Raw genomic sequence first — 25,436 nt, forward strand, 5'->3', positions numbered from 1 at the left:
GGCGCTAGTCTTCGGCTTCCAGAAAGCTCTGTAAGGTCTGGATATACACGCCATACGCGTCGTTGCCCGGCAGCGGGATCTGATTGGCGGTTTCAAGGATCACCAGCGAGGCTTTGGGTATTCCGGCTGCCAGCTTGCGGGCTTCGGACAGGGGGTGAACGGCTGTGCGCCGCCCGTGCAGGACCAAGGTGGGACATTGCACCTGTGACAGCAGATGCAGGATCGAGGTGCGATTGGCGATATCGCGATACAGCAGCCTTTCCTCGCTGGAATATAGGGCCTGCATTTCGTCAACCATGTGCCGAACACTCTCAAGCGGACCTTCCGGAAAATAGCTGAATTCCGCACCCATCGCATAGCCGCTGCCCGGGGTGTTCCATCCCTCGGCGATCAGTGTCCGGATCGAGTCGGGCAGTTGCGCATCGTCGCGATGGTCTCGCCCTTCGGCCCAACCACCAGAGATCACCAGCTTTTCAACCCGCTCAGGATGTCTTACGGCAAAATGCAGGGCGGGGAAGGTGCCGCCCATTTCACCCAGTATGGAAAACCGGTCAAATCCGGCCGCTTGCGTGACGCTCAGGATTTCGTCGATCCGTTTATCATAAACCGCCTGATGGTCGTTGTTTGAACTGACACCATGGTCCTTGTTGTATCGCAGCAATCGGAAGCGGCTTGCCATATCCTGTAATCGGGTGCGCTCAGAGGGGATGCGCCATTCGGCCTCCAGATCATGCACGACCGATCCGATGCGCAGAACATGTCGTCCTTCACCAAAAAGCGTATACGGAACGGCGTATCCTTCGGTGCTTCGCGCATATTGCAGCCGCTGCGTCTGACTGTCGCCGCTCGAACCGGCGTCGGTCTCACACGTCACATCCGCCGCCATCTGAAGCCCGCGCCGCACAATCGTCCGGATGATGCGCTGTGCTTTGCCATCATCCCCAACTGCCCGCCGCGCTGCGGCGATGCGGGCGCTGATGGTCGAATCCGACACAAACCTGCCGTTCCAAACCCGTTCGATAATCTCTTCCCGCGCCACCAGCTTGCCCGGGTTTTCGGCAAGCAGTTCCAACAAATCAAAGACCTGCGGTTCAACCGACACGTTCTCACCGCCGCGCAGCAGCACATGCCGGTCAACATCCAGAACACAATCTGCAAATTCATAGCGCATGGGCCGAATACACTCCGTTTCGATGGGGGCCACAAGGTTCAATGGGTATCCCAAGGGCTTCACAGGGATTTCTCAGGAAAGTCTTCAAGCGGGAGGGCGGCCAGGTTGCCAGATTAAAGGCAACAGACAGGAGATACCGATGATGCCACCCTTCGACACCGCATTGCTGCGCCATCTTGCCGTTCGGCACAGGTGCCGCACAGCCCATCCCCGAATCGAGCGGCGACGCAGAACGACCGTGAGGGATTGGGTAATCAGGAGGTTATTCCGCCCGACAGGACGGGGTCAACCGGTTTAGCTGGCCCGCTTCATCCCCATGACCCGCGCTCGTGCGCGTGGATCGCTGTCGAACAGGGCAGCCAGTTGCTCGGTCATTGCACCGGCCAGTTGCTCGACATCCGTGATCGTGACGGCCCGGTCATAGTAGCGGGTCACATCATGCCCGATCCCGATGGCCAGCAACTCCACCATCTTTCGCTTTTCCACCATGGCGATGACGTCGCGCAGATGTTTCTCAAGATAATTTGCCGGGTTCACGCTGAGTGTTGAATCGTCGACTGGCGCACCATCCGAAATCACCATCAGGATCTTGCGCTGCTCACGCCGCACGATCATCCGGCGATGTGCCCATTCCAGCGCTTCGCCGTCGATGTTTTCTTTCAGCAGGCCCTCTTTCATCATCAAGCCAAGATTAGGTCGCGCGCGCCGCCAGGGCGCATCGGCCCCTTTGTAGATGATGTGACGCAGGTCGTTCAGGCGTCCGGGCTGCTGAGGGCGGCCATCATTCAGCCAGGCCTCGCGTGCCTGACCGCCTTTCCACGCCCGCGTGGTAAAGCCCAGAATCTCGACCTTCACATTGCAGCGCTCTAGCGTTCGCGCCAGAACATCTGCGCAGATTGCCGCAATCGAGATTGGGCGACCCCGCATTGAACCCGAATTGTCCAGCAGCAGCGTCACGACAGTATCGCGGAACTCGGTGTCTTTCTCGACCTTGAAGCTTAACGGTGTGGTCGGGTTCGCGACAACACGGGCCAGACGTCCGGCGTCCAAAATGCCTTCCTCAAGGTCAAACTCCCAGCTTCGGTTCTGCTGCGCCTGCAACCGACGCTGTAGTTTGTTAGCCAAACGGCTGACGGCGCCTTTCAGCGGCTCCAACTGCTGATCCAGATAGGCGCGCAGCCGCTCCAGCTCGGCGGGTTCCGCCAGATCCTCGGCCGCGATCTCTTCGTCATAGGTATTCAGATAGACCTTGTAATCGGGGTCGGCCTCGGATGCCGGTGGTGGGGCAGGAGGCTCCATTGGTGCCTCACCTTCGGGCATTTCCGCCTCATCGCCCATCTCATCCTCGGCCATCTCGTCCATCGAGACCTGGGCCTGAGACTGATCCTGCTGTTCCTCCTGGACCTGTTCCGGATTGGCGTCGGCGTCCTGCTCTTCCTGATCGTCCTGTCCGGTACTGTCGGGATCGGGCTGTTCCTCGGCGTCTTCCTCAGCCTGATCTTCCTGCTGGTCGTCCAGCTCATCCGGGTCGTCGCCCAGCTGGTCGCCATAGCCAAGATCCTTGATCACCTGACGGGTGAACTTGGCGAATTCAGCCTGATCCGAGAGTATCTCATCAAGGTTCTCAAGCGTTTCGCCCGCCTGTTCTTCGATAAACCCGCGCCACAGGTTCATGACATTCTCGGCTGCGGGCGGCAAATCGCGTCCTGTGGCCAAATGCCGGATCAGGTATCCCGCAGCCACATGCAACGGCGCATCGGCGGGTTGCTTACATTGGTCATAGCCTCGCCGGATCGCTTCATGCCCGATCTTGACGTCAATGTTGGACGCGGTGCCGGGCATATCCCGCGCACCGACGGCCTCGCATCGGGCAACCTCCATCGCCTCGTATAGATCGCGCGCCATATCGCCCGGGGGCGCATAGCGCGCATGGGTCGCGTCGTCATGGTATTTGCGCTGCAACGCCAGAGCATCCGCTGTTCCACGCGCCAACAGAACTTCTTCCCGGGTCATGCGCCGAGAAACCTGCGGCAAACGCATCGCCTCGCCCGACACGCCCGAGGGGTCGACCGTATAGGTCACCGACAGTTCCGGATCGTCGGCCATGACCTTGGTGGCCTCGGCCAAGGCCTTCTTGAACGGATCAGCGGGGTTGTCGTTGGGTTTGCTCATCGGTCAGCCCCTGCTTCTTCAAGTGTCATTTCATCACTTGCCAGACGCGCGAGCACATCCACATGTACGTCAAGCGCGTCCACTACTGTATAGCCCGGGTCCTGTTGATCAAAGGCAAGGTTCAAGTCGGTTCCTGCCAACACAATCGCATCTGCCCCAAGGACATCAATCATCTGTCGACCCGCGCGCAGGAAAACCTCGCGGTCGTGCTCGGTGCAAAACCCGGAAACCGCCATATCTTGATAGGTTTGTCCTAGACTCTCAATCTCGGTTTCCAGTGCGACAGCATTGGTCTTCTTTAGCTGGCCATAGAGTTTTGTCTGCATGACAACCCGCGTCCCCAGCAACCCAACGGTTTTTAGACCTTGGTTGGCAAAGTAATCATCCAAGGGTTTTACCGCCGAGACAATAGGTAGCGGTGACAGCGGTACTGTCTCATCATAACAGAAATGCCCGCCCAGAGAGGTGATTGCGGCACAATCCGCACCCGCCGCTTTCAAGCGTTTGATGAGGCCGGCGTAGACCTGCGCTTGCGCATCGCGTTCATCCGCCAGACTATTGCGGATCAACTCCTGAACATCTGCATTAACGATGGTTAGCTGTAATGGCTTTCCACGCTCGGCCATAGCGGAACTCAGCCGCTGATAGTAGACCACCGTTGCAGCAACACCGATCCCGCCAATCAACCCGATATGCACGGCGGACCTCCTGTCACCCCAAGCTCACACTCGCCGCGCTTTCCGGCAGTTCCTCATCAAAGCAGCGCTGGTAGAACTCGGCCACCGTCTGGCGTTCCAGCTCATCGCATTTGTTCAAGAAGGACAGGCGGAAGGCGTAGCCTACGTCGCGGAAAATCTCGGCGTTTTGGGCCCAGTTGATCACGGTCCGGGGGCTCATCACGGTCGACAGATCGCCGTTCATGAAGGCGGTCCGGGTCAGGTCGGCGACGGTGACCATCTGGCTGACGGTCTTGCGACCCTCGGCGGTATTGTAATGCGGGGCTTTCGACAGAACGATCATGGTCTCGGCATCGTGGCTGAGGTAGTTCAGCGTCGAGACCAGCGACCAGCGGTCCATCTGCGCCTGGTTGATCTGCTGCGTGCCGTGATACAGGCCAGTGGTGTCACCCAGACCCACGGTGTTCGCGGTCGCGAACAGACGGAAGTTCGGGTTCGGCGTGATGATCTCGTTCTGGTCCAGCAGGGTCAGCTTGCCGTCATGCTCCAACACGCGCTGGATTACGAACATCACGTCGGCGCGGCCTGCGTCGTATTCGTCGAACACGATGGCAACGGGGTTGCGCAGCGCCCAGGGCAGGATGCCTTCGTGAAACTCGGTGACTTGTTTGCCGTCGCGCAGTTTGATCGCATCCTTGCCGATCAGGTCGATCCGGCTGATATGGCTGTCCAGGTTCACACGAACGGCGGGCCAGTTCAGGCGAGCGGCGACCTGTTCGATATGGGTCGATTTGCCGGTGCCGTGATAGCCCTGAATCATCACGCGCCGGTTATGGGCAAAACCTGCCAGAATCGCCAGTGTCGTCTCGGGGTCGAACTTGTAGGTCGGGTCGATTACAGGCACACGATCGCTGCGTTCGGCAAAGCCCTTGACTACCATATTGCTGTCAATGCCGAACACCTCACGGACCGAGATATCTTCGGTGGGTTTCGCGTTGATGTCGATCGATCCGTCAGCCATGTGCCTTGTCCTTATCCTTTGGCCCGTATTGCCGGGTTTGAACCCGTGTGTGGTGCAACATATTGCGGGCAAGGGCAAGGGAAAGAGGCACGTCAGCAAGGCTGACGGGATGTTTCTTTGGAACTGGACTTACGGGCCTTGGGTGAAGGTCATTGCAGAATTGCGTCGCGAACACGCAACAGGCTGCGTTCGTCCACGAATCTTGGGGTGGATTGCATATATTCCTGAAACGCGCGGCCATATCCGTGAAGCAGCCAGCGCTCCTCGTTCAGGACGAACAGGAAGTAGATCACGAACAGAATGGCTGCCAGGGCCAGTGTCATCCATGACCCGCTTGCAATGCCCAGTCCGACGGTGGCCAGTACCGAGGTTACGTATTGCGGGTTGCGTGAATAGGCATACATACCGCCGGTCACCAATCCTTCGCTTTCGCAATAGGTGTTGTCGAGGCCCAGGAAACGATACCCCCACAGTGTGATCCCAAAGGACAGCACCATGATCGGCACGCCTATTGCATAGCGAACCCAATGGCCCCAGCCATTCATCCAGACCTCGGACAGCGCAAAAACGACAGTCGCGCCGCAGAACAAACGGAACAGTCCAAAGGCAGTGTGATGCCGCCACCCGCTTGCGCTGGGCCATAACCCCAGCCGTGGTTGGCGCAGGTTCATAGACAGATAGCCACCCAGCATCAGAGCCGAGCCAAGGGCAGCCAGAAAAGAGCTCGCATGAATTGTGTAAAGGAGATTTTCCATATCGCGTTCCATCAAGACAGGTCACGTTCAGATCGGACATGGGCACCGGCAGCGGCCCATGGGACAGGCCGTAACAAGGGTTTGTAACAGAGTGAGGACAGATGGCGCTTGGGGCGGGGCCAAGCCGGCTTGGTGCGACGTTGTGGTTTTCCTATCAATTGGTGCTGGTGCGAGGGAAGCCAAGAGCGCTTTCCGCCATGTAATGGTCTGGGTCTCTCGCAGCGACCATCGGCGAACGCCTTAGGTGTCGAACTGCCACGAATCTGGATAATTATTCGCGGGTAAAGCTATTTGCCATACGGGACGGCTTTGCCGGATCGGGAATTGATCGTGCGTATGTGCTGAGGCCTGTTATGATGAAAACAAGCTTGGCCGCTCGTTGTTGCGCCTCTTCCAATGCTACTCCAAAGCTCTCATACCGATCCGCGGTTTGTTCCTCAAATCCCGTCAGTCTTTCAGTGATGTCTGAAACCAATCCCTCACTGAGACAACTCAGATCAGCCATTGCGCCGGACATCAGGTAACCAGGCGAGAATTGGTGCCCCGAAATGCGCGCAACACATGACGCCAGCAGCTGCTGTACAAGGTCTTTCGCGCACTCCGCCGACGCGACGGTCAGCCGATCACTGGCAGTTACAGTCTCGTGGTAGTGACTCAGCACTTCGTGAAACAGTTGCTCTTTATCACCGTAGGCTGCGTAAAGGCTTGGGCGGTTGATGCCGAGTTCTGATGTCAGATCTCCCATAGACGTGTCGGGGTCTATATGTTTGCCATCCAATTCACTTGAAATTCCGGCTGTCCTTGATCTGATCCCAGGCCCAGACGACCTCTTGCAACTGTTCCTCTTGTGACCGGTCGCCGCCGTTCATATCCGGGTGCAGAACTTTGATCAGCTTTTTGTAAGCCTTGCGGACCTCGGCCTTGGACCAGCTGTCATTGGCTTCCAGAATCTCGATTGCGCGACGTTCAGTGGGGGGCAGGCGGCGACCGCCTCCGCCCGATGTGCGGCCCTTGTTCTGGGTGCTGTTCGAGCCCAGCACTTGATGCGGGTCTTCGATCCCCAGACGGGCCCAGGCGCGCGCCTCGGGGTCGCCCATGGGTTTGGTCTCCCGCTCCCATACCTTGTCTTTTGACCGCTGCGCGTTCAGCTCTGCCTCGGTTGTGCCGTCGAAGAAGTTCCATTTCTGGTTATATTCGCGCACGTGTTGCTGGCAGAACCAGTAGAAATCATCCAGCACATCCGGTGCTTTAGGCGCACGGTACTTGCCCGGTTCTTCACATCCGGGATGGTCGCAGATTCGAACCGATGTTTCCGACGCGCCTGACATGCCCCGACGCCCGCGCGGGTTCTTCTTTTTTGCGCTGGATACGGACATATCGAATCCGAATGGGTCTGATTTCACCATGGGCCTGCTCCTGCGAACGCGTCTTTTCGACTCGGAGGCAGCAGTTTAACGTAAGCAACACAGAGTAGAAGAGGGGAGCGGCAAAAATTTTGCCGCTGGGCGAAAAAATGACCGTGACCGACGAAATCCGGACCTGTCTGCAAGTGGCATTTGATCCGCGCGAGCTTGAGGTGATCGACGACAGTGAAAGCCACCGTGGCCATGCGGGGTTTCGTGAGGGTGGAGAAAGCCATTTCAATGTGCGGATCCGCTCGGCGGCGTTTCAGGGGCAGTCCCGCGTTGCGCGTCATCGGGCGGTTCATGCGGCGCTGGGCGACATCGTGCCGCGTATTCACGCGCTGGCCCTCGACATCGACGTATAGGCCGCGATGAGGTGCCCAGGGTGATCCTGAATCTGGTTTTCCCGTTATTCTGATCGGCTAATTTTCCGAAACCTTTCCGCTCTTTTATCTGGATCAAATCACCAGGCAAAACCGGGATGCAACTGATCGTCCCGCGCACCGTATCGTGACCTATGTCAATGACAGCGCGTCCCCGGTGATATTCATTGGACGTGAGTTGATGCCCGAACGCGCAGTTTTGGAGATTTGTTCCGGCAACTGGAGGACCAAAATGGCTGATGGATGCGCTTGCGACCGAAACGCTCAAACGTACCTGTCAGTGCCCGAGGCCCTGAAATGGGGCCTGGCCGCCGCCCATCCTGTCACCGAAACGGAAACCCTTTCGCTGAGCGATTCAATTGGTCGCGTTCTGGCCGAGGATTGCGTCAGCAAAGTCGATATGCCGGCTTTCGACAACTCGGCCATGGATGGCTATGCGGTTCGCATGTCCGATCTGGGACAGGGGCCATTGTTCGATCTTCCGGTCATCGGGCGTATCGCTGCCGGTGACAGCGGTAGGCACTCGGCTCCGGCAGGCGGTGCCCTGCGTATTTTTACGGGTGCACCCGTGCCTGCCGGTTTCGATGCGGTTTTGATGCAAGAGGATTGCGAACACACCACCGATGGTATCCGTTTTGCCCGTTGCCCGAAACCGGGCCAGCATATCCGACGCGCGGGCGAAGATTTGGAAGCCGGCGCGCCCATCTTGCGCCGCGGCTGCGAGATTGGTCCGCGTGAGGCTGCCGCTTTGGCCTCGGCCGGGTATGGAGAGGTTAAGGTTTTTCGCAAGCTGCGGGTTGCGATTTTTTCCACCGGCAGCGAATTGCGTCAACCCGGCGAGGCACTTGGCCCAGGCCAGATTTACAATTCGAATCGGTTCATGCTGCTCGCCCTGCTGGACAAGCAATGGATTGAGCTCTCGGATCGCGGCCCGGTGGCGGACAAGCCCGAGTTGCTGAAGGCCGTATTGCGCGAGGCCTGCGATACTTCTGATCTGATTGTAACCACCGGCGGCGTATCGGTTGGGGATGAAGACCACATGCCGCTTCTGTTCACTGAAATCGGTGGGGAAACGGATGTGATGAAGGTGGCGATGAAACCGGGTAAGCCGATCATGTTCGGGCGTCGAAAAAATGCGCTTTATATCGGATTGCCGGGTAATCCGGTTTCGGCCTATGTGACCTGGCAGATCATCGGATCACAGATGATGGCGCGGCGTGCCGGTTTGCATCGGGCCGTTCCGATCCCGGAGCAGGCCGTGCTGGACGAACCACTGGAACGGCGTGCGGGTCGGCAGGAATACAGGCCTGTCAGGATTGAGGGTACATTGCCTGACGGCACACCCAGATTGCGCCTGATGGCCGCGTCTTACAGTGGGCGCGTTGCCTTGCTGGCGCAAGCGGATGGTCTTGCCATCATTCCTGCCGAAACCGAGGAAATGTCAGCCGGTCAGCAGCTCGGGTTTTTGCGATTTTGACGGACCCTTCAAGGTGTTTGGCTGAGGTCTTTGAACATGTAGGTGGTGGGCTCCAGCTTATCCTCAAATGGGTTGCGGCAGTAGTTCGGGATTTCCCCGGCAATTTGAAAGCCCATCGACTGGTATAGAATACGTGATGGATCCGTGCTGCGCGTATCCAGAACCAGTGTGGTTTTTCCCCGCTCTCTGGCGCGGACCTCTAGCGCTTCCATCAATTTACGGCCCAGCCCCCGTCGCCTGGCGCTGGGGTGGACCAGCAGTTTTGCCACGTCCGCACGGTGGGGCTGGTTTGGCATTCCGGCCGGGATCAGTTGCACGGTGCCCTGAATACGACTGTCCTCATAAAGGACGAACAGATCCAGAGTGCCGTTGGCCAAATGAGGGTGCACATGATCCATCCAGTAAGCGCGGGCATCCTTTGGGGTGAAGGGCAAGATGAATCCGATACTGGCACCGGTGTGTACACAGCTGTGCAGGATATCGGTCAGATCCCCCAACGCATCGGCGAAATCGGTACTTGTCAGCCGCGAGATCATATCAAAACCAGCAAATAGCGCGCGCCTCGTGACGGTCCGGTTTCGAACCGGGTGGGGCCGGAGAGATGATATCGCAGACAATCGCCGCCGCTCAGATCGTGATCGATGCCGTCAACTGTCAGGGTCAGTGCGCCGTCCACGACGATCAGGTGGTGTTCCTGGCCCGGCTTGGGTGGCGTGTCATATGAGATGACCGTTCCCGGCGGCAGATGACCTTCCATAACCTCGCCGTTTAACCCGGTTGCCGGAGGTGAGACCGAACGGCGGGTAAAGCCTGTTTCTGGGTCGCTCCATTCCGGCTGACGCTCAAACGGGACCTTGGGGTCAAAGCTGTCTTCAATCATCATAAGCAAGCGCGACATGGGCAGGCCATATGCGGCACACAGACGGCCAAGCGTTTCTGCGGTTGGGCTGACATCGCCTTTTTCCATCCGCGACAGGGTGGCCCGGCTGATGCCGCTGTATTCAGCCAGTTGTTCCAGCGACCATCCGCGCCCCTTGCGCAGTTCGTTCAGGCGGTTAGCCAAGCGATTGGAGAGGTTATCAAGCATGGATCATATACGAGAATCATTCTTATATAAGAGAAATTATGTTGAATTTTTTGATATTGCAAACAAAAAAGGGCGCAGAAAACCCTGCGCCCTTAGCCTCTCCAGTAAAGGGGAAGTCTTATTTCCAGCCAACCTCGTTAAAGATCTTCTGCGCTTCGGGGATGTTCTTCGCTACCTCGGACAGGTTCACAGTGTCGGCTTTGAAATCGCCAAGCGTCGCAACCGACTCTGCCAGAGCCACACCTTCAACCGCCGGGTATTCGTCGTTCCCTGCCGAGAAATACTGCTGTGCCTGATCGCTTGCCAGATACTCGAGGAACAAAACCGCGTTTTCCTTGTTCGGAGCGTGTGCTGCAACGCCGCCGCCGGACAGGTTCATATGCGCGCCATAGCTGTCCTGGTTGGGGAAGACCCAACCGATCATGTCGCGATCAGCTGACAGTCCTTTGACGTCCTTACGGATCGAGCGGGCAAAGTAATAGGTGTTCGACACCGCGATGTCGCATTCACCAGATACGATACCGCGCAACTGGTCGGTGTCGCCGCCTTGGGGTTCGCGTGCCATGTTGGCGACAACGCCCTCGGCCCAGGCTTTGGCGGCTTCTGCGCCTTCGTTGGTGATGATCGATGCCAGTAGGGTCTGGTTATAGACATTGGTCGACGAACGGATGCAGACCAGCCCTTTGTATTCCGGCTTGGCCAGATCGGCATAAGTGGTTGGCGGATTGGCGACCTTGTCCTTGTTGAAGAAAATGATCCGGCCGCGCTGCGAGAAGCCGAACCATTCATTGTCGCTGTCCTGCAGGTTGGCCGGGATACGCTCTTCCAGTACCGCGCTGTCAATGGATTGCAGCAGGCCCGCATCTTTGGCGCGCGCTAGGCGAGAGGTGTCGACGGTCAGCATGACATCAGCAGGCGAGTTGGCACCTTCTGCTTCCATCCGTGCGATCAACTCGTCGGCCTTGCCCTCAATACGGTTGATGGTGATGCCCGTGGCCTCTTCGAAATCGGAATACAGGCGCTCATCCGTGTCGTAGTGGCGCGAGGAATAAAGGTTCAACTCACCATCGGCGGCGGCGGAGGTCGCAATCAGCGCCGTCAGAGCGGCAGCAATGCAAGAGGAGGATTTCAGCATGACGTTTCCCTGAAATGAAATTCACAACGGGTAAGAACCCGACTGATTTGGTCAATTAAAGGATTCTTAGGGGGATGCAAGGAATTCTGACAAATTTAGTCGGCCAAATTGTCGCTGCAACGGCGAACGATGATTTCAGACCTGCCTGGGGTGTTGTTTGGGTTCCCTTTGGTCCAATGGATTGTATGGTCACCCAAAGAGTCCAGCCTAAGCAGAGCAACCACATGAACCAGCCCCAATACATCTTCGAAGCAAGCTCAAAACCATCACTTCCGTGGCACGAAGTCCCCCTTATCCTGGCAACGGATGAATCCGTTAAGGGATATGGATGCCTGGTGGACGACGCCGAAGGTTTTGAAATTGAAATTACCCGTTGGCCACAGCAAGGCTGGCGAACGATTGATGAGGGCACAGGCGACGAAGGCGGCTATGTCGAAGGAACGTTCAAATGTGATTGGCGCGGAGATGTGCTGTATGGGGAAAACGAAGCCGTTTCTGGCCACTACGTTCTGGGTTGGTCTGCGGACCCGCAGCAGGCGCAGACTAAGGAAAGAACCCAGCCGCGCGACCAGGTGTTGCTATGGCACATGAATTATCATCCGGACGGTGGGCAACTGTTCTTTCCTCTGGATAACAAACCGTTCATCGTGCCGCTGGCCCTGCCGGGTGACAATCTTCATCCGGACAAGGTGATTGCGTTCTGGTGCGATGGGCAGCGTGGGCTATATATTCATGCAGGTATTTGGCACGAAGGCGTGTTCCCGGTGCATGACCATCAGAGGTTTCTTGACCGTCAAGGCGCAGTTCATGCGCGCGTCAGCGCCGATCTGGGCAAGGAATTCGGCGTCTATCTGTCCTGCCCGCTGAGCGAAGACAAGATTAAGCGCCTTTGATCCGTATCCTGCGGATGCGCTATCAACAGACACAGTTAACAACAAAAAAACCGCGCTCAATGGCGCGGTTCTTTAATTCAGCTATATGCCTGCTCTCAGCCCTGGCGAGCTTTGAACTTGCGCTGCGTCTTGTTGATCACGTAGACGCGGCCTTTGCGACGCACAATGCGGCAATCACGGTGCCGGTTCTTGAGCGAGCGGAGCGAGTTCTTGACCTTCATGGGTCTGTCTCCAATCTGCGGCGCCTTCATCAAAGACGTGGCCAGCGCCTGGGTTAATCGGGTGCCCGGAAGCCCCGGACAGTGAATTCATGGTGGGCGGTACAAGGATCGAACTTGTGACCCCTTCGATGTCAACGAAGTGCTCTACCGCTGAGCTAACCGCCCACGTCCCTTTGCGTGACCTGCCCCATAACGAAATGGGGCGCGGATCCCCGCGCCGGTGACGGGCTCTATAAAAGGAGTCGTTTTGGGGATCAAGGGGTTTGGAAGAACTATTTTCCAGTCTATGTTGGTCCCGACCAAGGAGTGATCATGTCGAACGCGCCATACGCATTGGAAATGCCAGCAAACCGCAGTTCATGCGTGGTGTTTTCTTCGCCTCATAGCGGTCAGCACTACCCCGAAGCCCTGTTGCAGCGGTCGGTTCTGAACCGCAACGTGATTCGGTCTTCCGAGGACGCTTTTGTCGATCGGCTGTTTGCCCCGGCCCCTGAATTTGGAGCGCCGCTGTTGGCGGCGGCCATGCCACGGGCCTATCTTGACCTGAATCGCAGTGCCGATGAACTGGATCCGGCCCTGATCCAGGGTGCCAGGCGTAACGGACATAACCCGCGCGTGGCGTCCGGTCTGGGTGTCATCCCCCGCGTCGTGGCCAATGGGCGCGCAATTTATCGCGGCAAGTTGACGATGGATGAGGCCCGTTTGCGCATAGATACCTATTGGCGCCCATATCATAAACGCCTGAAATCCTTGCTGGCCGAGTCGCATCGAATGTTCGGGCAGGCAATTCTGATTGACTGTCATTCCATGCCGCACGAAGCGGTCGCGCTTGCGGGGAATACAAAATCCAAACGTCCCGAGATTGTTCTGGGTGATCGGTTTGGTGCTTCGGCGTCGGGTTTGATCGTGGATCAGATTGAGGCAGCATTTGCTTCGGCCGGGTTGCGGGTTGCCCGGAATACCCCGTTTGCCGGGGCCTATGTGACCCAATCCTACGGTCGGCCCGCGCGCCAGCAGCATGCCATTCAGATCGAGATCGACCGCGCGCTTTACATGGATGAAGACACGATTACGCCGAATGCGCATTTTGCCGAGTTCAAAGAGGTCATGCGCCAGGTGATTTCGAGCATCGCCGGTATTGGGCAGGAACAGCTGCCGTTGGCCGCAGAGTAGGCTCAGCGCAGGGCGCGGCCCTTGACGATCGCATCTGTTCCAAATCTGCGCCGTATCTCATCCGTGGCCCGTTCTGCTTTTGATCTTTGCGCGGCGCCCGGATCCAGCAGGTCACCCGAGATATCTGCCTGTTCCTCGGAACATAAATCCGACAGGCCGCAGCCCAGCAGGCGATAGGGGCCCTGATCACCAACCTGATCGAACAAAGCGCGGGCGGTGCGATAAATACGATCAGCGATCTGCGTTGCGTCGCGCAATGACACGCGTCGGGTGATAATCTTGTGATTGGCCCGCTTCAGTTTCAGCGTCACGACCCGTCCGGCCAGTCTTTTGGCCTTGGCGCGGTCTGCCACTTTCTCGGACATACGCCATATGTGTCCGTCCAGAATATCCAGACTGGCCGTATCTTCGAAAAAGGTGGTCTCGTTGCTGATCGATTTCATCGGCTCATGCGCCGAGACGCGGCGCTTGTCCTGCCCACGCGCCAGATGCCACAGGCGGTAGCCCATTGATCCGAAGCGTGCGGTCAAAGCTTCCTGATCCCAGCGCAGCAGATCCGAAAAGGTACGAATGCCCGCCCGGTCCAGTGACTCTTGCGCCGCCGGACCGATGCCCCAGATCAGTCGCACGGGTTTATCGTTCAGGAATTCAGCGGTTTCCGCCTTGCCGATCACCGAAAACCCGCGCGGCTTGTCGAGGTCCGAGGCCACCTTGGCTAGAAACTTATTGTGACTTAACCCGATGGAGCCGGTCAGCCCCAGTTCATCCTTCATCCGCTTCACCAGCCGAGCCAGCATGACAGCGGGCGGTGCGCCGTGCAGCCGTTCAGTGCCGGACAGGTCCATGAATGCCTCGTCCAGGGAAAGCGGTTCGACCACGGGTGTCAGCTCATCCATCATGGCCCGGATTTCGCGAGAAACTTTAGCGTAAACGGACATGCGGGGTTTGATTACCTCGGCATCCGGGCAAAGCTGTAACGCCTTGAACATAGGCATGGCCGAGCGGACCCCACGGATGCGCGCCACATAACAAGCGGTGGAAACAACGCCGCGTTTTCCGCCACCGATGATTACGGGCTTATCCGCCAGTTCGGGATTGTCGCGCTTTTCGACCGAGGCATAGAACGCATCGCAATCCATATGAGCAATAGTGAGGTCAAACAGCTCGGGGTGCGACATGACACGCGGGCTTCCGCAAGACGGGCAACGCCGTTCGTCGGTCAGACGGGTCAGGCAATCTCGACAAAGGCCGGGCATGTGCGTCCTTGCGCGTTCTGAGTCTGTGATGAAACAGTCTTATACCAGCCGCGATCCCGTTCAAAGGCTTGGCGCGAGTCGGTTTTGGTGAAAAAGAGACCCCCCACACGATGGCGGGGGGAGGTAACGGACCTCAGGAAGAAAATGTCCGTTGGGGAGTGTTTCAACCCCAGAATCGCGCAAAGGTGGCCATTTCGATAGGATGAAGGTGGCTTGTGGGAAAGTCGTTTTTTGAATGTGTGTTTTTAGGCACAGAGACGATTTGGCGCATAAGCGGCAAAAATTGACCTAAGGTCAACTGCTTGCCGGTCATTTGAGCTGTGAATTCCGGCTGATTTCGCCCTAAAGATCAGTGATGCGCCAAAGAATTTAACTCGTTCAGAACCGCTTCGGCAGCTGCTTTTGGATCATCCGCCTGATAGATCGGGCGGCCGACAACGATGTGATCGGCCCCATCGCCAATTGCGCTGGCCGGTGTTGCAACCCGTTTCTGATCGCCCAAAGCTGCCCCTGCCGGGCGCACACCGGGGGTGACGATCAGACGGCCCTCGGCCTGGGGCAGGGCACGGATCAAGGCGGCCTCTTGCGGGCTGGCAATGACGCCATCCGCCCCGGCCTCCAGTGCTTTGGCCGCGCGTTCGACAACCAGGTCCTGCACGTCTCCGTCTTTCAGCAGACTGGCATCCAGGTCGTCGCGGTTCAGCGACGTCAGGATGGTCACCGCGAGGATTTTCAGGTCTTTGCCAGAGGCGCCTTCTTTCGCGGCGCGGACCACATGCGGGTCGCCATGCACAGTCAGGAAATCCAGATCGAACTGCGCCAGCCCCCGGACGGCGTTTTCGACCGTGTTGCCGATGTCGAACAGCTTCATGTCCAGAAAGATGCGCTTGCCGTGATCCTGTTTTAGCTCATTGGCCAGCGCGAGGCCTCCACCGGTCAACATCCCAAGCCCGATCTTGTAGAAGGACACGCTGTCACCCAGCCGCTCGGCCATGGCCAGCCCTTGCAGGGCGTTGGGAACATCGAGGGCGACGATCAGGCGGTCATCGGACATTGGGGGGCTCCTTTTTGGCAAACGTCTGCGTCCTACCGGGTTCGGGCGTGCCTGTCCATGCAAAGTACGATTCCTGTGTTAAGGTCGCGGCATTCTTTGAAAGGAACTGAAATGAGAAAGTTGATTGTACTTTGTCTTGTTTTGACCGCCTGTCAGGAAACGCCGTCGGAAACTCCGGTCCAGGCGGTTGCGCCGCCTAACGACGATCTGAGGTTCGTTGGCGGATACCGGGCCACTGATGATGAATGCCAACTGACTGGCGAAACGGCGTTTACCATCGATTTTCTGGATGATGCCGCTGACCTTGTATCCTGCCCCACGGGCAGTGATGCGGCGCAGTCGCTGGTGGATATGTACTCCGCTCGCCAGATGGCCGAAACCGGGGGCTATACGGTCTATTCCGTTCCGCGCAGATAATCACGGAATCTCCGTTCTTAGCCTCTTGAACCGACAAAGATATTTCCCAGATTGAATGTGAGGCTTCGACCGATATGTGCCGCCAAGCGGGCATATCAAAACGGGGCGCTTGAGACGAAGGAGAACAGCATGGACTTGAACAAGTTCACCGAGCGGGCACGGGGATTCGTGCAGGCGGCGCAGACCATTGCGCTGCGCGAGGGGCACCAAAGGCTGGAGCCCACACATATACTTAAGGCATTGATGGATGACGATCAGGGGTTGGCCAGCAACCTGATCACACGCGCGGGCGGCGCGCCGAACCGCGTGGTTGAGGCGCTGGATGCCGCGATGGGGAAGATCCCCAAGGTCAGCGGCGACGCGAGCCAGATTTACATGGATGGCCAGACTGCCAAGGTGCTGGACGAAGCCGCCAAGATCGCCACCAAGGCGGGTGATAGCTTTGTTCCGGTCGAGCGCGTTCTGATGGCGCTGTGTATGGTGAAATCCAAGGCCAAAGAGGCGTTGGAAGCTGGGGCCGTATCCGCCCAGAAGCTGAACGAAGCGATCAACGACATCCGTAAGGGCCGCACCGCTGACACCGCCTCGGCGGAAGAGGGTTATGACGCACTCAAGAAATATGCACGCGACCTGACCGAGGCTGCGGCTGAAGGCAAGATCGACCCGATCATCGGGCGGGATGAAGAAATCCGCCGCTCGATGCAGGTTCTGTCGCGCCGCACCAAGAACAACCCGGTTCTGATCGGTGAACCCGGCGTCGGAAAAACCGCGATTGCTGAGGGCATGGCCCTGCGCATTATCAATGGTGATGTGCCGGAATCGCTGAAGGACAAGAAACTGCTGGCGCTGGATATGGGCGCGCTGATTGCTGGTGCGAAATATCGCGGTGAGTTCGAAGAACGCCTCAAGGCCGTTCTGACCGAGGTGACCGAGGCCGCGGGTGAGATCATCCTGTTCATCGATGAGATGCACACGCTGGTCGGTGCTGGTAAATCTGACGGCGCGATGGATGCCGCCAACCTGATCAAGCCGGCGCTTGCCCGGGGTGAGCTGCATTGTATCGGCGCAACCACGCTGGATGAGTACCGTAAATACGTGGAGAAAGATGCAGCCCTTGCCCGCCGGTTCCAGCCCGTCGTTGTGGCAGAACCCACGGTCGAGGACACGATCAGCATCCTGCGCGGCATCAAGGAAAAATACGAGCTGCACCACGGCGTGCGCATCTCGGACTCGGCGCTGGTTTCGGCGGCGACCCTGTCGCATCGCTATATCACCGATCGTTTCCTGCCCGACAAGGCGATCGACCTTGTCGATGAAGCCGCGTCGCGTCTGCGGATGGAGGTGGATTCGAAGCCCGAGGAGCTCGATCAGCTTGATCGCCAAATTCTGCAGATGCAGATCGAGGAAGAGGCGCTGAAGCTGGAAGACGACGCGGCATCAAAAGATCGTCTGGAGACCTTGCAAAAGGATCTGGCCGACCTGCAAGAGCAATCTGCTGAGATGACCGCCCAATGGCAGGCCGAACGCGACAAGCTGGCTGGCGCGCGTGATCTGAAAGAGCAGCTCGACAAAGCGCGGGCCGATCTGGAGATTGCAAAGCGCGAAGGCAACCTCGCAAAGGCGGGTGAGCTATCCTACGGCGTCATCCCCGAGCTTGAGAAAAAGCTGACCGAGGCCGAGAACGCCGAAAGCAACGCCATGATGGCAGAGGAAACGGTGCGCCCGGAACAGATCGCATCCGTGGTCGAGCGCTGGACCGGTATCCCGACCTCGAAAATGCTGGAAGGTGAGCGCGAAAAGCTGCTGCGGATGGAAGATGATCTGCATTCCCGCGTGATCGGTCAGGATGCGGCGGTGACCGCCGTGGCCAATGCCGTCCGCCGTGCGCGGGCTGGTCTGAATGACGAGAACCGCCCACTGGGCTCGTTCCTGTTCCTCGGGCCGACTGGTGTGGGTAAAACTGAACTGACCAAGGCCGTGGCGAACTTTCTGTTCGACGACGACAACGCGATGGTGCGCATCGACATGTCCGAGTTCATGGAGAAACACGCGGTTGCCCGTCTGATCGGCGCCCCTCCGGGCTATGTCGGTTATGACGAAGGCGGTGTGCTGACCGAAGCCGTGCGGCGCAGGCCCTATCAGGTCGTGCTGTTTGACGAGGTCGAAAAGGCGCACCCGGATGTGTTCAACGTGCTGTTGCAGGTTCTGGACGATGGTGTGCTGACCGACGGTCAGGGCCGCACCGTGGACTTCAAGCAGACGCTGATCATCCTGACATCGAACCTCGGATCTCAGGCGCTCAGCCAATTGCCCGAAGGCGCGGACAGCGCGCAGGCGCGGCGCGATGTGATGGATGCGGTCCGGGCCCATTTCCGGCCCGAGTTCCTGAACCGTCTGGACGAGACTATCATCTTTGACCGGCTCAAGCGGGCCGACATGGATGGCATCGTCGATATCCAGATGGCACGTCTGCAAAAACGTCTGGCCGCCCGCAAGATCGAGCTGGCTTTGGACGAGGGTGCCAAGGAATGGCTGGCCAACGAAGGCTATGATCCGGTCTTTGGTGCGCGTCCGCTCAAGCGCGTGATCCAGCGCGCCTTGCAGAACCCGCTGGCCGAGGCTCTGCTGGCCGGTGAAATCAAGGACGGCGAAACCGTTCCGGTGACCGCCGGGGCCGATGGTCTGATCATCGGCGATCGGCTGGGCACTTCAGAGCGTCCGCGTCCGGATGATGCCGTTGTGCATTGACGCCGTTTGGCCAGGTAGACAAGTGGAAAGGCCCGCCAATCAGGCGGGCCTTTCCATTGGCAGTTTGGCGTCTGGTGCGAATGTGCTTCAACCCAAAAACGAAGAGGTACGCCGATTGAGCGTGTGATCGACACGCGGCGGCGGGCTAAGCCTTTTGGACCAACACACGCTTCGCGCTGCCGCTTGCCGCGTCAACGAGAGTGGAAACTTCTCCGAAGTTTTCCAGAAACCCCATGCCTTCGGACAGCCGGCGCGATCTCAAATCAAGAATGATGGCGCCATCTTTGCCCAGGTTCAGCAAATTTGACATACACGGCTCCATAAGGTCATGATACAAAACGATTTTATTTTCGGAAAAGCCCGATATGGCACTACATTTTGTGCGTCAGGAGGTCGGTTGGAATGGCCTCGACCGTTACGGGTTTTTCAGTTTCCGGATACGCCTTTCAAGCGCGTATGGTACGCCCGCCGCCTTCGCAACCCCTGCCGCCACCGGGTCTGGCCGAGCGTCCGTTCTGACCTCGATCCGTGCGCCGTCGACGGAGGTGAAGGACGTGGTGGCCCGCTGCCAGCGACCGAGCTTGTTGCGCACAGAGGCCCAACTGTCGTGGACCCCCTGCGCAGCGAGACGGGTCCGGATGACATTGACGCCGTACAGCGCCAGCACCGCGATGAACAGATGGCCCTCGATCCGCCTGGACAGTTGGTGCCAGATCGGGCGCAAGCCGAGTTCAGACTTGAGCGTCTCAAACGTCGCTTCGAGTTCGGTCAAACGCCAGTAGGTGCGCACCGTCTTCTCAAGGCCCCATTCCGTGTGGCTGGTGCGCAGCACATAGAGGCCCGCGCGGGCATCGCGTGTATTGAATGCCGCATTGGGTACCCATGTCACCGCGCTGGCCTTGCCATCCGAACCCTTTGTGACGCGGATGTCATAATGCTGATTGACCATAGCGTAGCGTTCCCGCAAACGCCCGAGCCGCTCCAGAACCTTGTCGTATGTCTTGACGGAGCGCGGCTTGCTCAAGCCGTCGTGCAAGGCGGTAAGTTCTGCCTCAAAGGCGTCCCGCTTCTTGGCCAGAATGGCTTCATCACGCTCCTGTCGCGCCTGGCTCCAGATGCAGAGTTGCGCTTCGTTCTCAGGCTCGTGGGACAGGTTCCAGATCCGCGCCTCATGCCCCGATCTGGTCTCGATCGTTGCATCAGGATCCCGCGCGCCTGCAGCATCCGCCTGATCCGGCTTGACCCCACCCCGCCTGACCGTGATCCAATGATAGCCCCGGTTGCGCAGTTCGGCGAGGTTGTTTTCGGTAGCGATGCCTGCATCCATGATGACCGTGGGCTTGTCCTTGTCCTCCGGTGTGGCAAGGCTGTCCAGCGCCTCGAACAGCGTGCCGGGTTCGCTGACATTGCCGGGCAGAACGCTGGAGCGGCGCGGGAAGCCGCCCTCGTCGGTGGCCATCGCGAGCGTGACAAGAGGGCAGTCGTTCCGTTTCTGCTTGGAGCGTCCGAACCTGGCCAGATCGGACGCTGGACGCCCGGTCATGTAGGTGTTGGTCAGGTCATAGAAGATCACCGCACCGGAACTGCCGAACAACGTGCGCTGACGGTCAAACAGCGCGTCTTCGATGGCCTCGTGGTGTTTGACCAGACCGTCACTGAGACGATACAGCTTGTCGAGATAGAGCGCCGGCCCGGTATTGAGGCGCAGAAGTTCAAACGTGGCACTGTTGGTCTCCAACCATCGCAAAGTCTCCCGTTCGCTGGCGGGATGCACCATGCGCGCAATCACCAGCGCCATGGCGGTCCGGGCGTCTCGATCCGACAGGCCGACATTCTTGAGCACCCCAAGAAAGCCCAGAGCCTCCAGAGCGGCCAGGGCAAGTCGCTCACAGCCCACAGACCGCGCGTCTTCAATCTGTATGCTGTCGAGACGGATATTTGCTGTGCCGCCATCCAGGGCCTCGGCCGCCGACTGGACCAACGCGCGGCTGCGCAACTTCTGCACAATGGTATCCGCCATTGTCGCCAATTCCGGTTCAGGATCGAACAGAGGCGTTTCTCCCGTAATCCCCGCCTGAACGAGTTCGACCAGTTCGGGCCACTGCGATTTGGGGATCGGAAAGGCTGCTCCGAGGTTCAGGAGCGTCTTTTGTTGCACCTTGCGGCCCGTTCTAAAATTCTCGACCAACCGGACGGATCGGTAGCATTTGTCAGCGCGGCGGCGGGTCAGGGTCTCACGAATAAACATGTTCCTACATTAGGACCGCTGCACCCCACTGGGAATCCCGAAAAGCCCTCAGGAAGCACATTATGGCACCACTTCGAAAATCCAGAAACTCACCTCAACAAAATCAACGCTTTACCGGCCAGAAAGCGGCAATTTCGACCGATTTCAGCAAAAAAGTGCGGAACTTGGGTTTGGCCACAACGTCATTGAAAAAATGACCGTAGGTTTGAACAGGATAGTGATAGCCGCAGGAAATATAACTCATTGCCAAGTCAATCGGAGCAATCACATCCAGGTTGTCCACGCGGGGGTTCAAACAAGTTATATCGTCCTTGTCTACGCCGTTTTCCAACAGAAACGCCCGAGCGACAGATAAGCTTGAATAGGCCGCGCCGGTTTCATCATATCCAAAGTGACGTTCTTCGGAGGTTTCCAAGTCTATGAGGTTCAGTTTGCATTTGTGGTCTTTCCACAAGAACAAGTCGAACATGGCGTAACCGCACCCGATGTCTGCGACCGAGCGCGGATTTACCTTTTCAATGACGTCTCGGATTTCCAGATACTCAAGGAAGATTATTGCAGCGGCTCGTCTGGCCAACTCAATTCCGCGCTCATGAACAAGCGACAGCGCTGGCGCGGCGTTCCCGGAACTCCACGCCCGGATTATTCTTCCAGACCGAGGCTGATCATGAATGATCTCGGACCTTTGCATGATCAAGTTTACAAGGTCTTGCGGAGCGAAGGCATCAAATGACAACTCTGCCACGAGGGGCAGGGAAACTGCCTCCATCATTTGTTGATTTGTGATCATTTAGTTTGGTCCGGCGCGCTCTGGTACAGGAATGGTTGCCGGACGATGATGTAAAACCATCCGGCATACAAGAGCTTGCACAACCAGTTTGCTTACTCGATGGGATCTAGATCAACGCAAATATCCGTGCTGGCCCGCCGGTACCGCCTTTATGTTTGGGCGCGCCGATCACCAGTGTTGATCCGGACGCAGGCACACGATCCAGATTGGCCAGACATTCGATCCCGAACCGGCCCGATGGCAGCCACGCATAGTGGGTCGCGAAATCGGCAGACATGCCGTGATCCAGTGACAATGTATCAACGGCAATTGACCGCGCGCCGGTTTCCTCCATCAACATTTGCGCGGCTTCGACATGGAACCCGGGATAGTGCTGGGCCGTACCGTCGAAATTGCGGAACGCATCCGTGTCGGTTTTGCCGCCCCAGCCTGAATGCATCGCAACGCAAGCTCCATCGGGAATGTCGCCATTGGCGGCAATCCAGGCTTTCAGGTCGTCCGGGGTGACCCTGGTATCGGCATCCTCGGCGGCGCGGGCAGCGATATCGACGACGCATAACGGGGCCACCAAATCACTTACCGGGATTTCGTCGACCGATGCGCCATCCGCAGAAAAATGCAGCGGGGCGTCGATATGAGTTCCGGTATGCTCATTGATCGACAGGTTGAATAGATTGAACCCATGGTCACCGAAGTTAAACACCTGCTCGGCGGAAATGCCCGGGTCACCACCCCAGGTTGGGAAGTCGGGGCTGAGGGAGTGGGTCATGTCCTCGACCCCGCCATGGCCTGCGGCCAGCGCCGCCGGTGCAGAGGCTCCGGTGGCCGCGGCTGCCAGACCCGAGGCCGCAGCCGCCTTGAAGAACCCTCGCCGCGACAGCATCCGGTTCTTGACCGCATTCATCACACAGGTGTCACACATTCGCCTTCCTCCCTTGTCATCATCAAAGCACAACGCGGTGGGCCACCGTCACGCAAGTCAAATGTGAGTGAGGGCATTTGCGCTGGTGCCAGTAGGGCCGACATCGGGCGCGCAACGTTACAATCCCGTCGCTCAATCGTTACGCCTGTTTCCTTGGCGCTGTGCTATCAGACATTACCTCATGGCCGAGGTGGACTGATTACGGAGATATAAATGGCGCATCGCTGGACCAATACTTTGACACATGCCGACGTCACCCCACAGGCGGCGTTTTTAAACCGGCGGCAGATCATGGCCGGACTGGCAGGTGTCGGACTGACCGCGATGGCGCGACCAGCGGCGGCGCAGGACGCTCTGGAGCTCAATACCTGGGAGGAGATCACCAATTACAACAATTTCTATGAGTTCGGGACCCGCAAGGACGATCCGGCGAAATACGCTCATACGCTGGTGACCGAGCCGTGGAGTGTGCAGATCGATGGTCTGGTTGACCGCCCGGGTGAGTATAGCTTTCAGGACATCATGTCCGAGATGACCATAGAAGAGAGGATCTACCGATTCCGCTGTGTTGAGGCCTGGTCGATGGTGATTCCGTGGAATGGTTTTGAACTGGCAGATTTGCTGAACATGGCCGGTGTGCAAGAAGGTGCGAAATACGTGGCGTTCGAGACGGCTTATCGTCCGGATGAAATGCCGGGCACGCGGTTCCCGGTCCTTGAGTGGCCTTATCGCGAAGGTCTGCGTCTGGACGAAGCGATGCACCCGCTGACCATCATGGCGACTGGTATCTACGATCAGCCAATCCCGAACCAGAATGGGGCGCCTCTGCGGTTGGTTGTGCCCTGGAAGTATGGGTTCAAATCCATCAAATCCATCGTGCGGATCACGCTGACCGAGGACGAGCCGCCCACCAGTTGGAATATGTCTGCGCCACAGGAATACGGCTTTTACAGTAATGTGAATCCGAATGTGGATCACCCACGCTGGTCGCAAGCCTCGGAACGCCGCATTGGTGGTGGACTTTTTGCCAAGCGAGTTCCGACCTTGATGTTCAATGGCTATGAAGCTGAGGTTGCAGGCCTGTATGAGGGTATGGATCTGAAGGCGAATTACTAAGCTTATGCAGGCAGTGAACCAGATAGTGCGCAAGATGCCAGTTTGGGCGGTCTACCTGCTAGGGGCCTTGCCCGCACCGTGGTTTTTGTATCTGGCCCTGACCGGAGGGTTGGGGGTCGAACCAATCGAGGCGCTGGAGCACAAGCTGGGTGAGCTGGCTCTGCAGCTTCTCATCGTTGGGTTGGCCGTAACGCCGTTGCGGCAATATCTGGGGCTAAACCTGATGAAGTTCCGGCGTGCAATCGGCGTATTGGCCTTTTCATACGTGGCGCTGCACCTGTTGGTCTGGCTGGTGTTGGATGTTCAGCAACCCAGCCAAATCTGGGCGGACATTCTTAAGCGGCCCTATATCACAGTCGGAATGGCCGGTTTCATCTTGCTGCTGCCGTTGGCTTTGACGTCCAATAACTTGTCTGTGCGCCGCTTGGGACCTCGCTGGCGCAAGCTACACAAGCTGGTCTATCCGGCAATATTATTGGGCGGAATCCATTATGTGATGTTGGCCAAGGGCTTCCAGCTTGAGCCGCTCCTATACCTTGCAGCAATTATCGGTCTCTTAATCTTACGTTTGCCGATCTCGGGCCTGATGAGTCGCGGGAGACAGGCCGATTCCGCCTGAGTCTTGCCCGAGTCTGTGGGTAAGTGTGTGAATAACGGTGTTGCGGCCCTAGATTCGGTTTGAATTTAGAAATTTCCCATCGATTTTGAAAATTGAAATGAAACTAATACATTGATTGTATTTAATAAAATACCATTTCGAAGATTTTTCGCTCAATACCACTTTTTCTCTTGCGGGTTTGATTTGTAATGCTTAGAACGCCCTTCACCGGCGCTGCTGAGGCGGTTGTTGGTGCGCTGCTGAGGTGGCGGGACGGGCCGGAGAGACGGTTGGACGCATCGGAGAGACGGTGGGCATCTGAGGTTAGGGTTTAGGCGGTTGCGCTGAGTTTATTGGCGTGATGGTCTGATTTTTGGCTCTTTGGTGTTTTGTTCTTTGACATTGATGGATAACTGAAGAGATATGTGGGCGGTTTGGTTCGTTTCGACGGATTGGATGTCTGTATATCGCGCTGGTAGGGGTTAGTGCTCAAGTAGCCGAATAGGCGGTAGCACGTTTAATGATCCCGATGACCAGTGTCAGCTTCACTGTTTGTACGGCTTTCGGTTTCTTAGGAGACCTGAAGCACAACAAACAGATGACTCTTGATTGTCCCTTGGCCTAGCCGGGTTGGGGGTATCGTTTGTGCGGTTTTGTAGCTGCAGCGTAGCGTAAGCTGCCCTGTGCTCAAGCAGCCGAATAGGCGGTAGCACAATCAA

Annotated in this window: 24 protein-coding genes and 1 tRNA gene; 8 read left to right on the forward strand and 17 right to left on the reverse strand. The window is 57.7% G+C overall.

The genetic code is table 11. The features are described 5' to 3' along the window. Positions 1-4: 4 nt before the first annotated feature. The 7 genes from ACP0GE_RS13945 to ACP0GE_RS13975 all read right to left on the reverse strand — a co-directional run bounded on the left by ACP0GE_RS13945 (position 5) and on the right by ACP0GE_RS13975 (position 7,202). Positions 5-1,171: a winged helix-turn-helix domain-containing protein gene (locus ACP0GE_RS13945; protein WP_424832531.1), complete on the reverse strand. Its 1,167-nt coding sequence runs from the start codon at positions 1,169-1,171 to the stop codon at positions 5-7. Positions 1,172-1,465: 294 nt separating this feature from the next. Then, the gene (gene cobT, locus ACP0GE_RS13950) at positions 1,466-3,343 is read right to left on the reverse strand and encodes a cobaltochelatase subunit CobT (protein WP_424832532.1); all 1,878 of its coding nucleotides are present in this window, start codon (positions 3,341-3,343) and stop codon (positions 1,466-1,468) included. Then, positions 3,340-4,041, reverse strand: coding sequence for an aspartate/glutamate racemase family protein (locus ACP0GE_RS13955; RefSeq protein ID WP_424832533.1), 702 nt, complete (start codon positions 4,039-4,041; stop codon positions 3,340-3,342). Before ACP0GE_RS13955 ends, cobT begins: the two co-directional genes overlap by 4 nt. Positions 4,042-4,054: 13 nt before the next feature. Next, entirely contained in the window at positions 4,055-5,041 is a 987-nt protein-coding gene (cobS, locus tag ACP0GE_RS13960) for a cobaltochelatase subunit CobS (RefSeq protein ID WP_424832534.1), read from the reverse strand. 149 nt (positions 5,042-5,190) lie between these two features. Beyond that, positions 5,191-5,796 (reverse strand): methyltransferase family protein, encoded by a 606-nt coding sequence (locus tag ACP0GE_RS13965; protein ID WP_424832535.1) that lies wholly within the window; start codon positions 5,794-5,796, stop codon positions 5,191-5,193. A 271-nt stretch (positions 5,797-6,067) separates the two neighbouring features. After that, positions 6,068-6,541, reverse strand: coding sequence for a TetR/AcrR family transcriptional regulator (locus tag ACP0GE_RS13970; protein ID WP_424832536.1), 474 nt, complete (start codon positions 6,539-6,541; stop codon positions 6,068-6,070). 34 nt (positions 6,542-6,575) lie between these two features. Continuing rightward, positions 6,576-7,202, reverse strand: coding sequence for a J domain-containing protein (locus ACP0GE_RS13975; RefSeq protein WP_424832537.1), 627 nt, complete (start codon positions 7,200-7,202; stop codon positions 6,576-6,578). Positions 7,203-7,309: 107 nt separating this feature from the next. Here ACP0GE_RS13975 and ACP0GE_RS13980 point away from each other — a divergent pair, with 107 nt between their 5' ends. Beyond that, on the forward strand, positions 7,310-7,564 hold the full coding sequence (locus ACP0GE_RS13980; RefSeq protein ID WP_424832538.1) for a BolA family protein: 255 nt from the start codon (positions 7,310-7,312) through the stop codon (positions 7,562-7,564). 250 nt (positions 7,565-7,814) lie between these two features. Then, positions 7,815-9,059, forward strand: coding sequence for a gephyrin-like molybdotransferase Glp (gene glp / locus ACP0GE_RS13985; protein ID WP_424832539.1), 1,245 nt, complete (start codon positions 7,815-7,817; stop codon positions 9,057-9,059). Positions 9,060-9,067: 8 nt separating this feature from the next. Here glp and ACP0GE_RS13990 read toward each other — a convergent pair whose 3' ends face one another. The 3 genes from ACP0GE_RS13990 to ACP0GE_RS14000 form a co-directional block, all read right to left on the reverse strand. Continuing rightward, complete coding sequence (locus ACP0GE_RS13990; RefSeq protein WP_424832540.1) at positions 9,068-9,595, reverse strand: N-acetyltransferase family protein; 528 nt, start codon at positions 9,593-9,595, stop codon at positions 9,068-9,070. After that, the gene (locus ACP0GE_RS13995) at positions 9,592-10,146 is read right to left on the reverse strand and encodes a helix-turn-helix domain-containing protein (protein ID WP_424832541.1); all 555 of its coding nucleotides are present in this window, start codon (positions 10,144-10,146) and stop codon (positions 9,592-9,594) included. Before ACP0GE_RS13995 ends, ACP0GE_RS13990 begins: the two co-directional genes overlap by 4 nt. A 118-nt stretch (positions 10,147-10,264) precedes the next feature. Further along, positions 10,265-11,281 (reverse strand): Fe(3+) ABC transporter substrate-binding protein, encoded by a 1,017-nt coding sequence (locus ACP0GE_RS14000; protein ID WP_424832542.1) that lies wholly within the window; start codon positions 11,279-11,281, stop codon positions 10,265-10,267. A gap of 74 nt (positions 11,282-11,355) precedes the next feature. Between ACP0GE_RS14000 and ACP0GE_RS14005 the strand changes: the two genes are divergently transcribed. Then, complete coding sequence (locus ACP0GE_RS14005; protein WP_424832543.1) at positions 11,356-12,174, forward strand: ureidoglycolate lyase; 819 nt, start codon at positions 11,356-11,358, stop codon at positions 12,172-12,174. 95 nt (positions 12,175-12,269) lie between these two features. Here the strand turns inward: ACP0GE_RS14005 and ykgO are convergent, their stop codons facing one another. Beyond that, complete coding sequence (gene ykgO / locus ACP0GE_RS14010) at positions 12,270-12,395, reverse strand: type B 50S ribosomal protein L36 (protein ID WP_008755722.1); 126 nt, start codon at positions 12,393-12,395, stop codon at positions 12,270-12,272. 90 nt (positions 12,396-12,485) lie between these two features. Continuing rightward, positions 12,486-12,560: transfer RNA gene (locus tag ACP0GE_RS14015), tRNA-Val, on the reverse strand. A 147-nt stretch (positions 12,561-12,707) separates the two neighbouring features. On the opposite strand from ACP0GE_RS14015, the gene ACP0GE_RS14020 reads away from it, so the two are divergent. Further along, the gene (locus ACP0GE_RS14020; protein ID WP_424832544.1) at positions 12,708-13,568 is read left to right on the forward strand and encodes an N-formylglutamate amidohydrolase; all 861 of its coding nucleotides are present in this window, start codon (positions 12,708-12,710) and stop codon (positions 13,566-13,568) included. A gap of 2 nt (positions 13,569-13,570) precedes the next feature. Here ACP0GE_RS14020 and ACP0GE_RS14025 read toward each other — a convergent pair whose 3' ends face one another. Further along, positions 13,571-14,824, reverse strand: coding sequence for a DNA polymerase IV (locus ACP0GE_RS14025; protein WP_424832545.1), 1,254 nt, complete (start codon positions 14,822-14,824; stop codon positions 13,571-13,573). Between the two features lie 349 nt (positions 14,825-15,173). Then, positions 15,174-15,878 carry an orotidine-5'-phosphate decarboxylase gene (pyrF, locus tag ACP0GE_RS14030; protein WP_424832546.1) on the reverse strand — a complete coding sequence of 235 codons (705 nt, stop codon included), beginning with the start codon at positions 15,876-15,878 and terminating at the stop codon, positions 15,174-15,176. A gap of 111 nt (positions 15,879-15,989) precedes the next feature. Between pyrF and ACP0GE_RS14035 the strand changes: the two genes are divergently transcribed. Then, positions 15,990-16,295, forward strand: a complete 306-nt coding sequence (locus ACP0GE_RS14035) for a hypothetical protein (RefSeq protein WP_424832547.1) — start codon at positions 15,990-15,992, stop codon at positions 16,293-16,295. 129 nt (positions 16,296-16,424) lie between these two features. Continuing rightward, positions 16,425-19,043 (forward strand): ATP-dependent chaperone ClpB, encoded by a 2,619-nt coding sequence (gene clpB / locus ACP0GE_RS14040; RefSeq protein ID WP_424832548.1) that lies wholly within the window; start codon positions 16,425-16,427, stop codon positions 19,041-19,043. Between the two features lie 415 nt (positions 19,044-19,458). Here the strand turns inward: clpB and ACP0GE_RS14045 are convergent, their stop codons facing one another. The 3 genes from ACP0GE_RS14045 to ACP0GE_RS14055 all read right to left on the reverse strand — a co-directional run bounded on the left by ACP0GE_RS14045 (position 19,459) and on the right by ACP0GE_RS14055 (position 23,003). Continuing rightward, positions 19,459-21,291: an IS1634 family transposase gene (locus ACP0GE_RS14045; protein WP_424830354.1), complete on the reverse strand. Its 1,833-nt coding sequence runs from the start codon at positions 21,289-21,291 to the stop codon at positions 19,459-19,461. Between the two features lie 103 nt (positions 21,292-21,394). Next, a complete protein-coding gene (locus ACP0GE_RS14050) occupies positions 21,395-22,081 on the reverse strand; it encodes a class I SAM-dependent methyltransferase (protein WP_424832549.1) in 687 nt (228 codons plus the stop codon). 106 nt (positions 22,082-22,187) lie between these two features. Beyond that, positions 22,188-23,003: a cyclase family protein gene (locus ACP0GE_RS14055; RefSeq protein ID WP_424832550.1), complete on the reverse strand. Its 816-nt coding sequence runs from the start codon at positions 23,001-23,003 to the stop codon at positions 22,188-22,190. A gap of 213 nt (positions 23,004-23,216) precedes the next feature. On the opposite strand from ACP0GE_RS14055, the gene msrP reads away from it, so the two are divergent. Then, the gene (gene msrP, locus ACP0GE_RS14060) at positions 23,217-24,119 is read left to right on the forward strand and encodes a protein-methionine-sulfoxide reductase catalytic subunit MsrP (RefSeq protein ID WP_424832551.1); all 903 of its coding nucleotides are present in this window, start codon (positions 23,217-23,219) and stop codon (positions 24,117-24,119) included. A gap of 4 nt (positions 24,120-24,123) precedes the next feature. Next, positions 24,124-24,738 carry a protein-methionine-sulfoxide reductase heme-binding subunit MsrQ gene (gene msrQ, locus ACP0GE_RS14065; RefSeq protein ID WP_424832552.1) on the forward strand — a complete coding sequence of 205 codons (615 nt, stop codon included), beginning with the start codon at positions 24,124-24,126 and terminating at the stop codon, positions 24,736-24,738. The last annotated feature ends 698 nt before the right edge of the window (positions 24,739-25,436 follow it).

It is taken from the genome of Ruegeria sp., from assembly GCF_965243365.1.
Lineage (GTDB): Bacteria > Pseudomonadota > Alphaproteobacteria > Rhodobacterales > Rhodobacteraceae > Ruegeria.

Bases quoted from the DNA above. Each gene is read 5' to 3' on its own strand.
- ACP0GE_RS14050 (WP_424832549.1), bottom strand. From the start codon at position 22,081: ATGATCACAAATCAACAAATGATGGAGGCAGTTTCCCTGCCCCTCGTG.
- ACP0GE_RS13990 (WP_424832540.1), bottom strand. From the start codon at position 9,595: ATGATCTCGCGGCTGACAAGTACCGATTTCGCCGATGCGTTGGGGGAT.
- ACP0GE_RS14055 (WP_424832550.1), bottom strand. From the start codon at position 23,003: ATGTGTGACACCTGTGTGATGAATGCGGTCAAGAACCGGATGCTGTCG.
- ACP0GE_RS14025 (WP_424832545.1), bottom strand. From the start codon at position 14,824: ATGCCCGGCCTTTGTCGAGATTGCCTGACCCGTCTGACCGACGAACGG.
- ACP0GE_RS13945 (WP_424832531.1), bottom strand. From the start codon at position 1,171: ATGCGCTATGAATTTGCAGATTGTGTTCTGGATGTTGACCGGCATGTG.
- ACP0GE_RS13975 (WP_424832537.1), bottom strand. From the start codon at position 7,202: ATGGTGAAATCAGACCCATTCGGATTCGATATGTCCGTATCCAGCGCA.
- msrP (WP_424832551.1), top strand. From the start codon at position 23,217: ATGGCGCATCGCTGGACCAATACTTTGACACATGCCGACGTCACCCCA.
- ACP0GE_RS13965 (WP_424832535.1), bottom strand. From the start codon at position 5,796: ATGGAAAATCTCCTTTACACAATTCATGCGAGCTCTTTTCTGGCTGCC.
- ykgO (WP_008755722.1), bottom strand. From the start codon at position 12,395: ATGAAGGTCAAGAACTCGCTCCGCTCGCTCAAGAACCGGCACCGTGAT.
- ACP0GE_RS14035 (WP_424832547.1), top strand. From the start codon at position 15,990: ATGAGAAAGTTGATTGTACTTTGTCTTGTTTTGACCGCCTGTCAGGAA.
- ACP0GE_RS14020 (WP_424832544.1), top strand. From the start codon at position 12,708: ATGTCGAACGCGCCATACGCATTGGAAATGCCAGCAAACCGCAGTTCA.
- ACP0GE_RS14000 (WP_424832542.1), bottom strand. From the start codon at position 11,281: ATGCTGAAATCCTCCTCTTGCATTGCTGCCGCTCTGACGGCGCTGATT.
- glp (WP_424832539.1), top strand. From the start codon at position 7,815: ATGGCTGATGGATGCGCTTGCGACCGAAACGCTCAAACGTACCTGTCA.
- ACP0GE_RS13970 (WP_424832536.1), bottom strand. From the start codon at position 6,541: ATGGGAGATCTGACATCAGAACTCGGCATCAACCGCCCAAGCCTTTAC.
- pyrF (WP_424832546.1), bottom strand. From the start codon at position 15,878: ATGTCCGATGACCGCCTGATCGTCGCCCTCGATGTTCCCAACGCCCTG.
- msrQ (WP_424832552.1), top strand. From the start codon at position 24,124: ATGCAGGCAGTGAACCAGATAGTGCGCAAGATGCCAGTTTGGGCGGTC.
- clpB (WP_424832548.1), top strand. From the start codon at position 16,425: ATGGACTTGAACAAGTTCACCGAGCGGGCACGGGGATTCGTGCAGGCG.
- ACP0GE_RS14005 (WP_424832543.1), top strand. From the start codon at position 11,356: ATGCAAGGAATTCTGACAAATTTAGTCGGCCAAATTGTCGCTGCAACG.
- ACP0GE_RS13980 (WP_424832538.1), top strand. From the start codon at position 7,310: ATGACCGTGACCGACGAAATCCGGACCTGTCTGCAAGTGGCATTTGAT.
- ACP0GE_RS14045 (WP_424830354.1), bottom strand. From the start codon at position 21,291: ATGTTTATTCGTGAGACCCTGACCCGCCGCCGCGCTGACAAATGCTAC.
- cobS (WP_424832534.1), bottom strand. From the start codon at position 5,041: ATGGCTGACGGATCGATCGACATCAACGCGAAACCCACCGAAGATATC.
- cobT (WP_424832532.1), bottom strand. From the start codon at position 3,343: ATGAGCAAACCCAACGACAACCCCGCTGATCCGTTCAAGAAGGCCTTG.
- ACP0GE_RS13995 (WP_424832541.1), bottom strand. From the start codon at position 10,146: ATGCTTGATAACCTCTCCAATCGCTTGGCTAACCGCCTGAACGAACTG.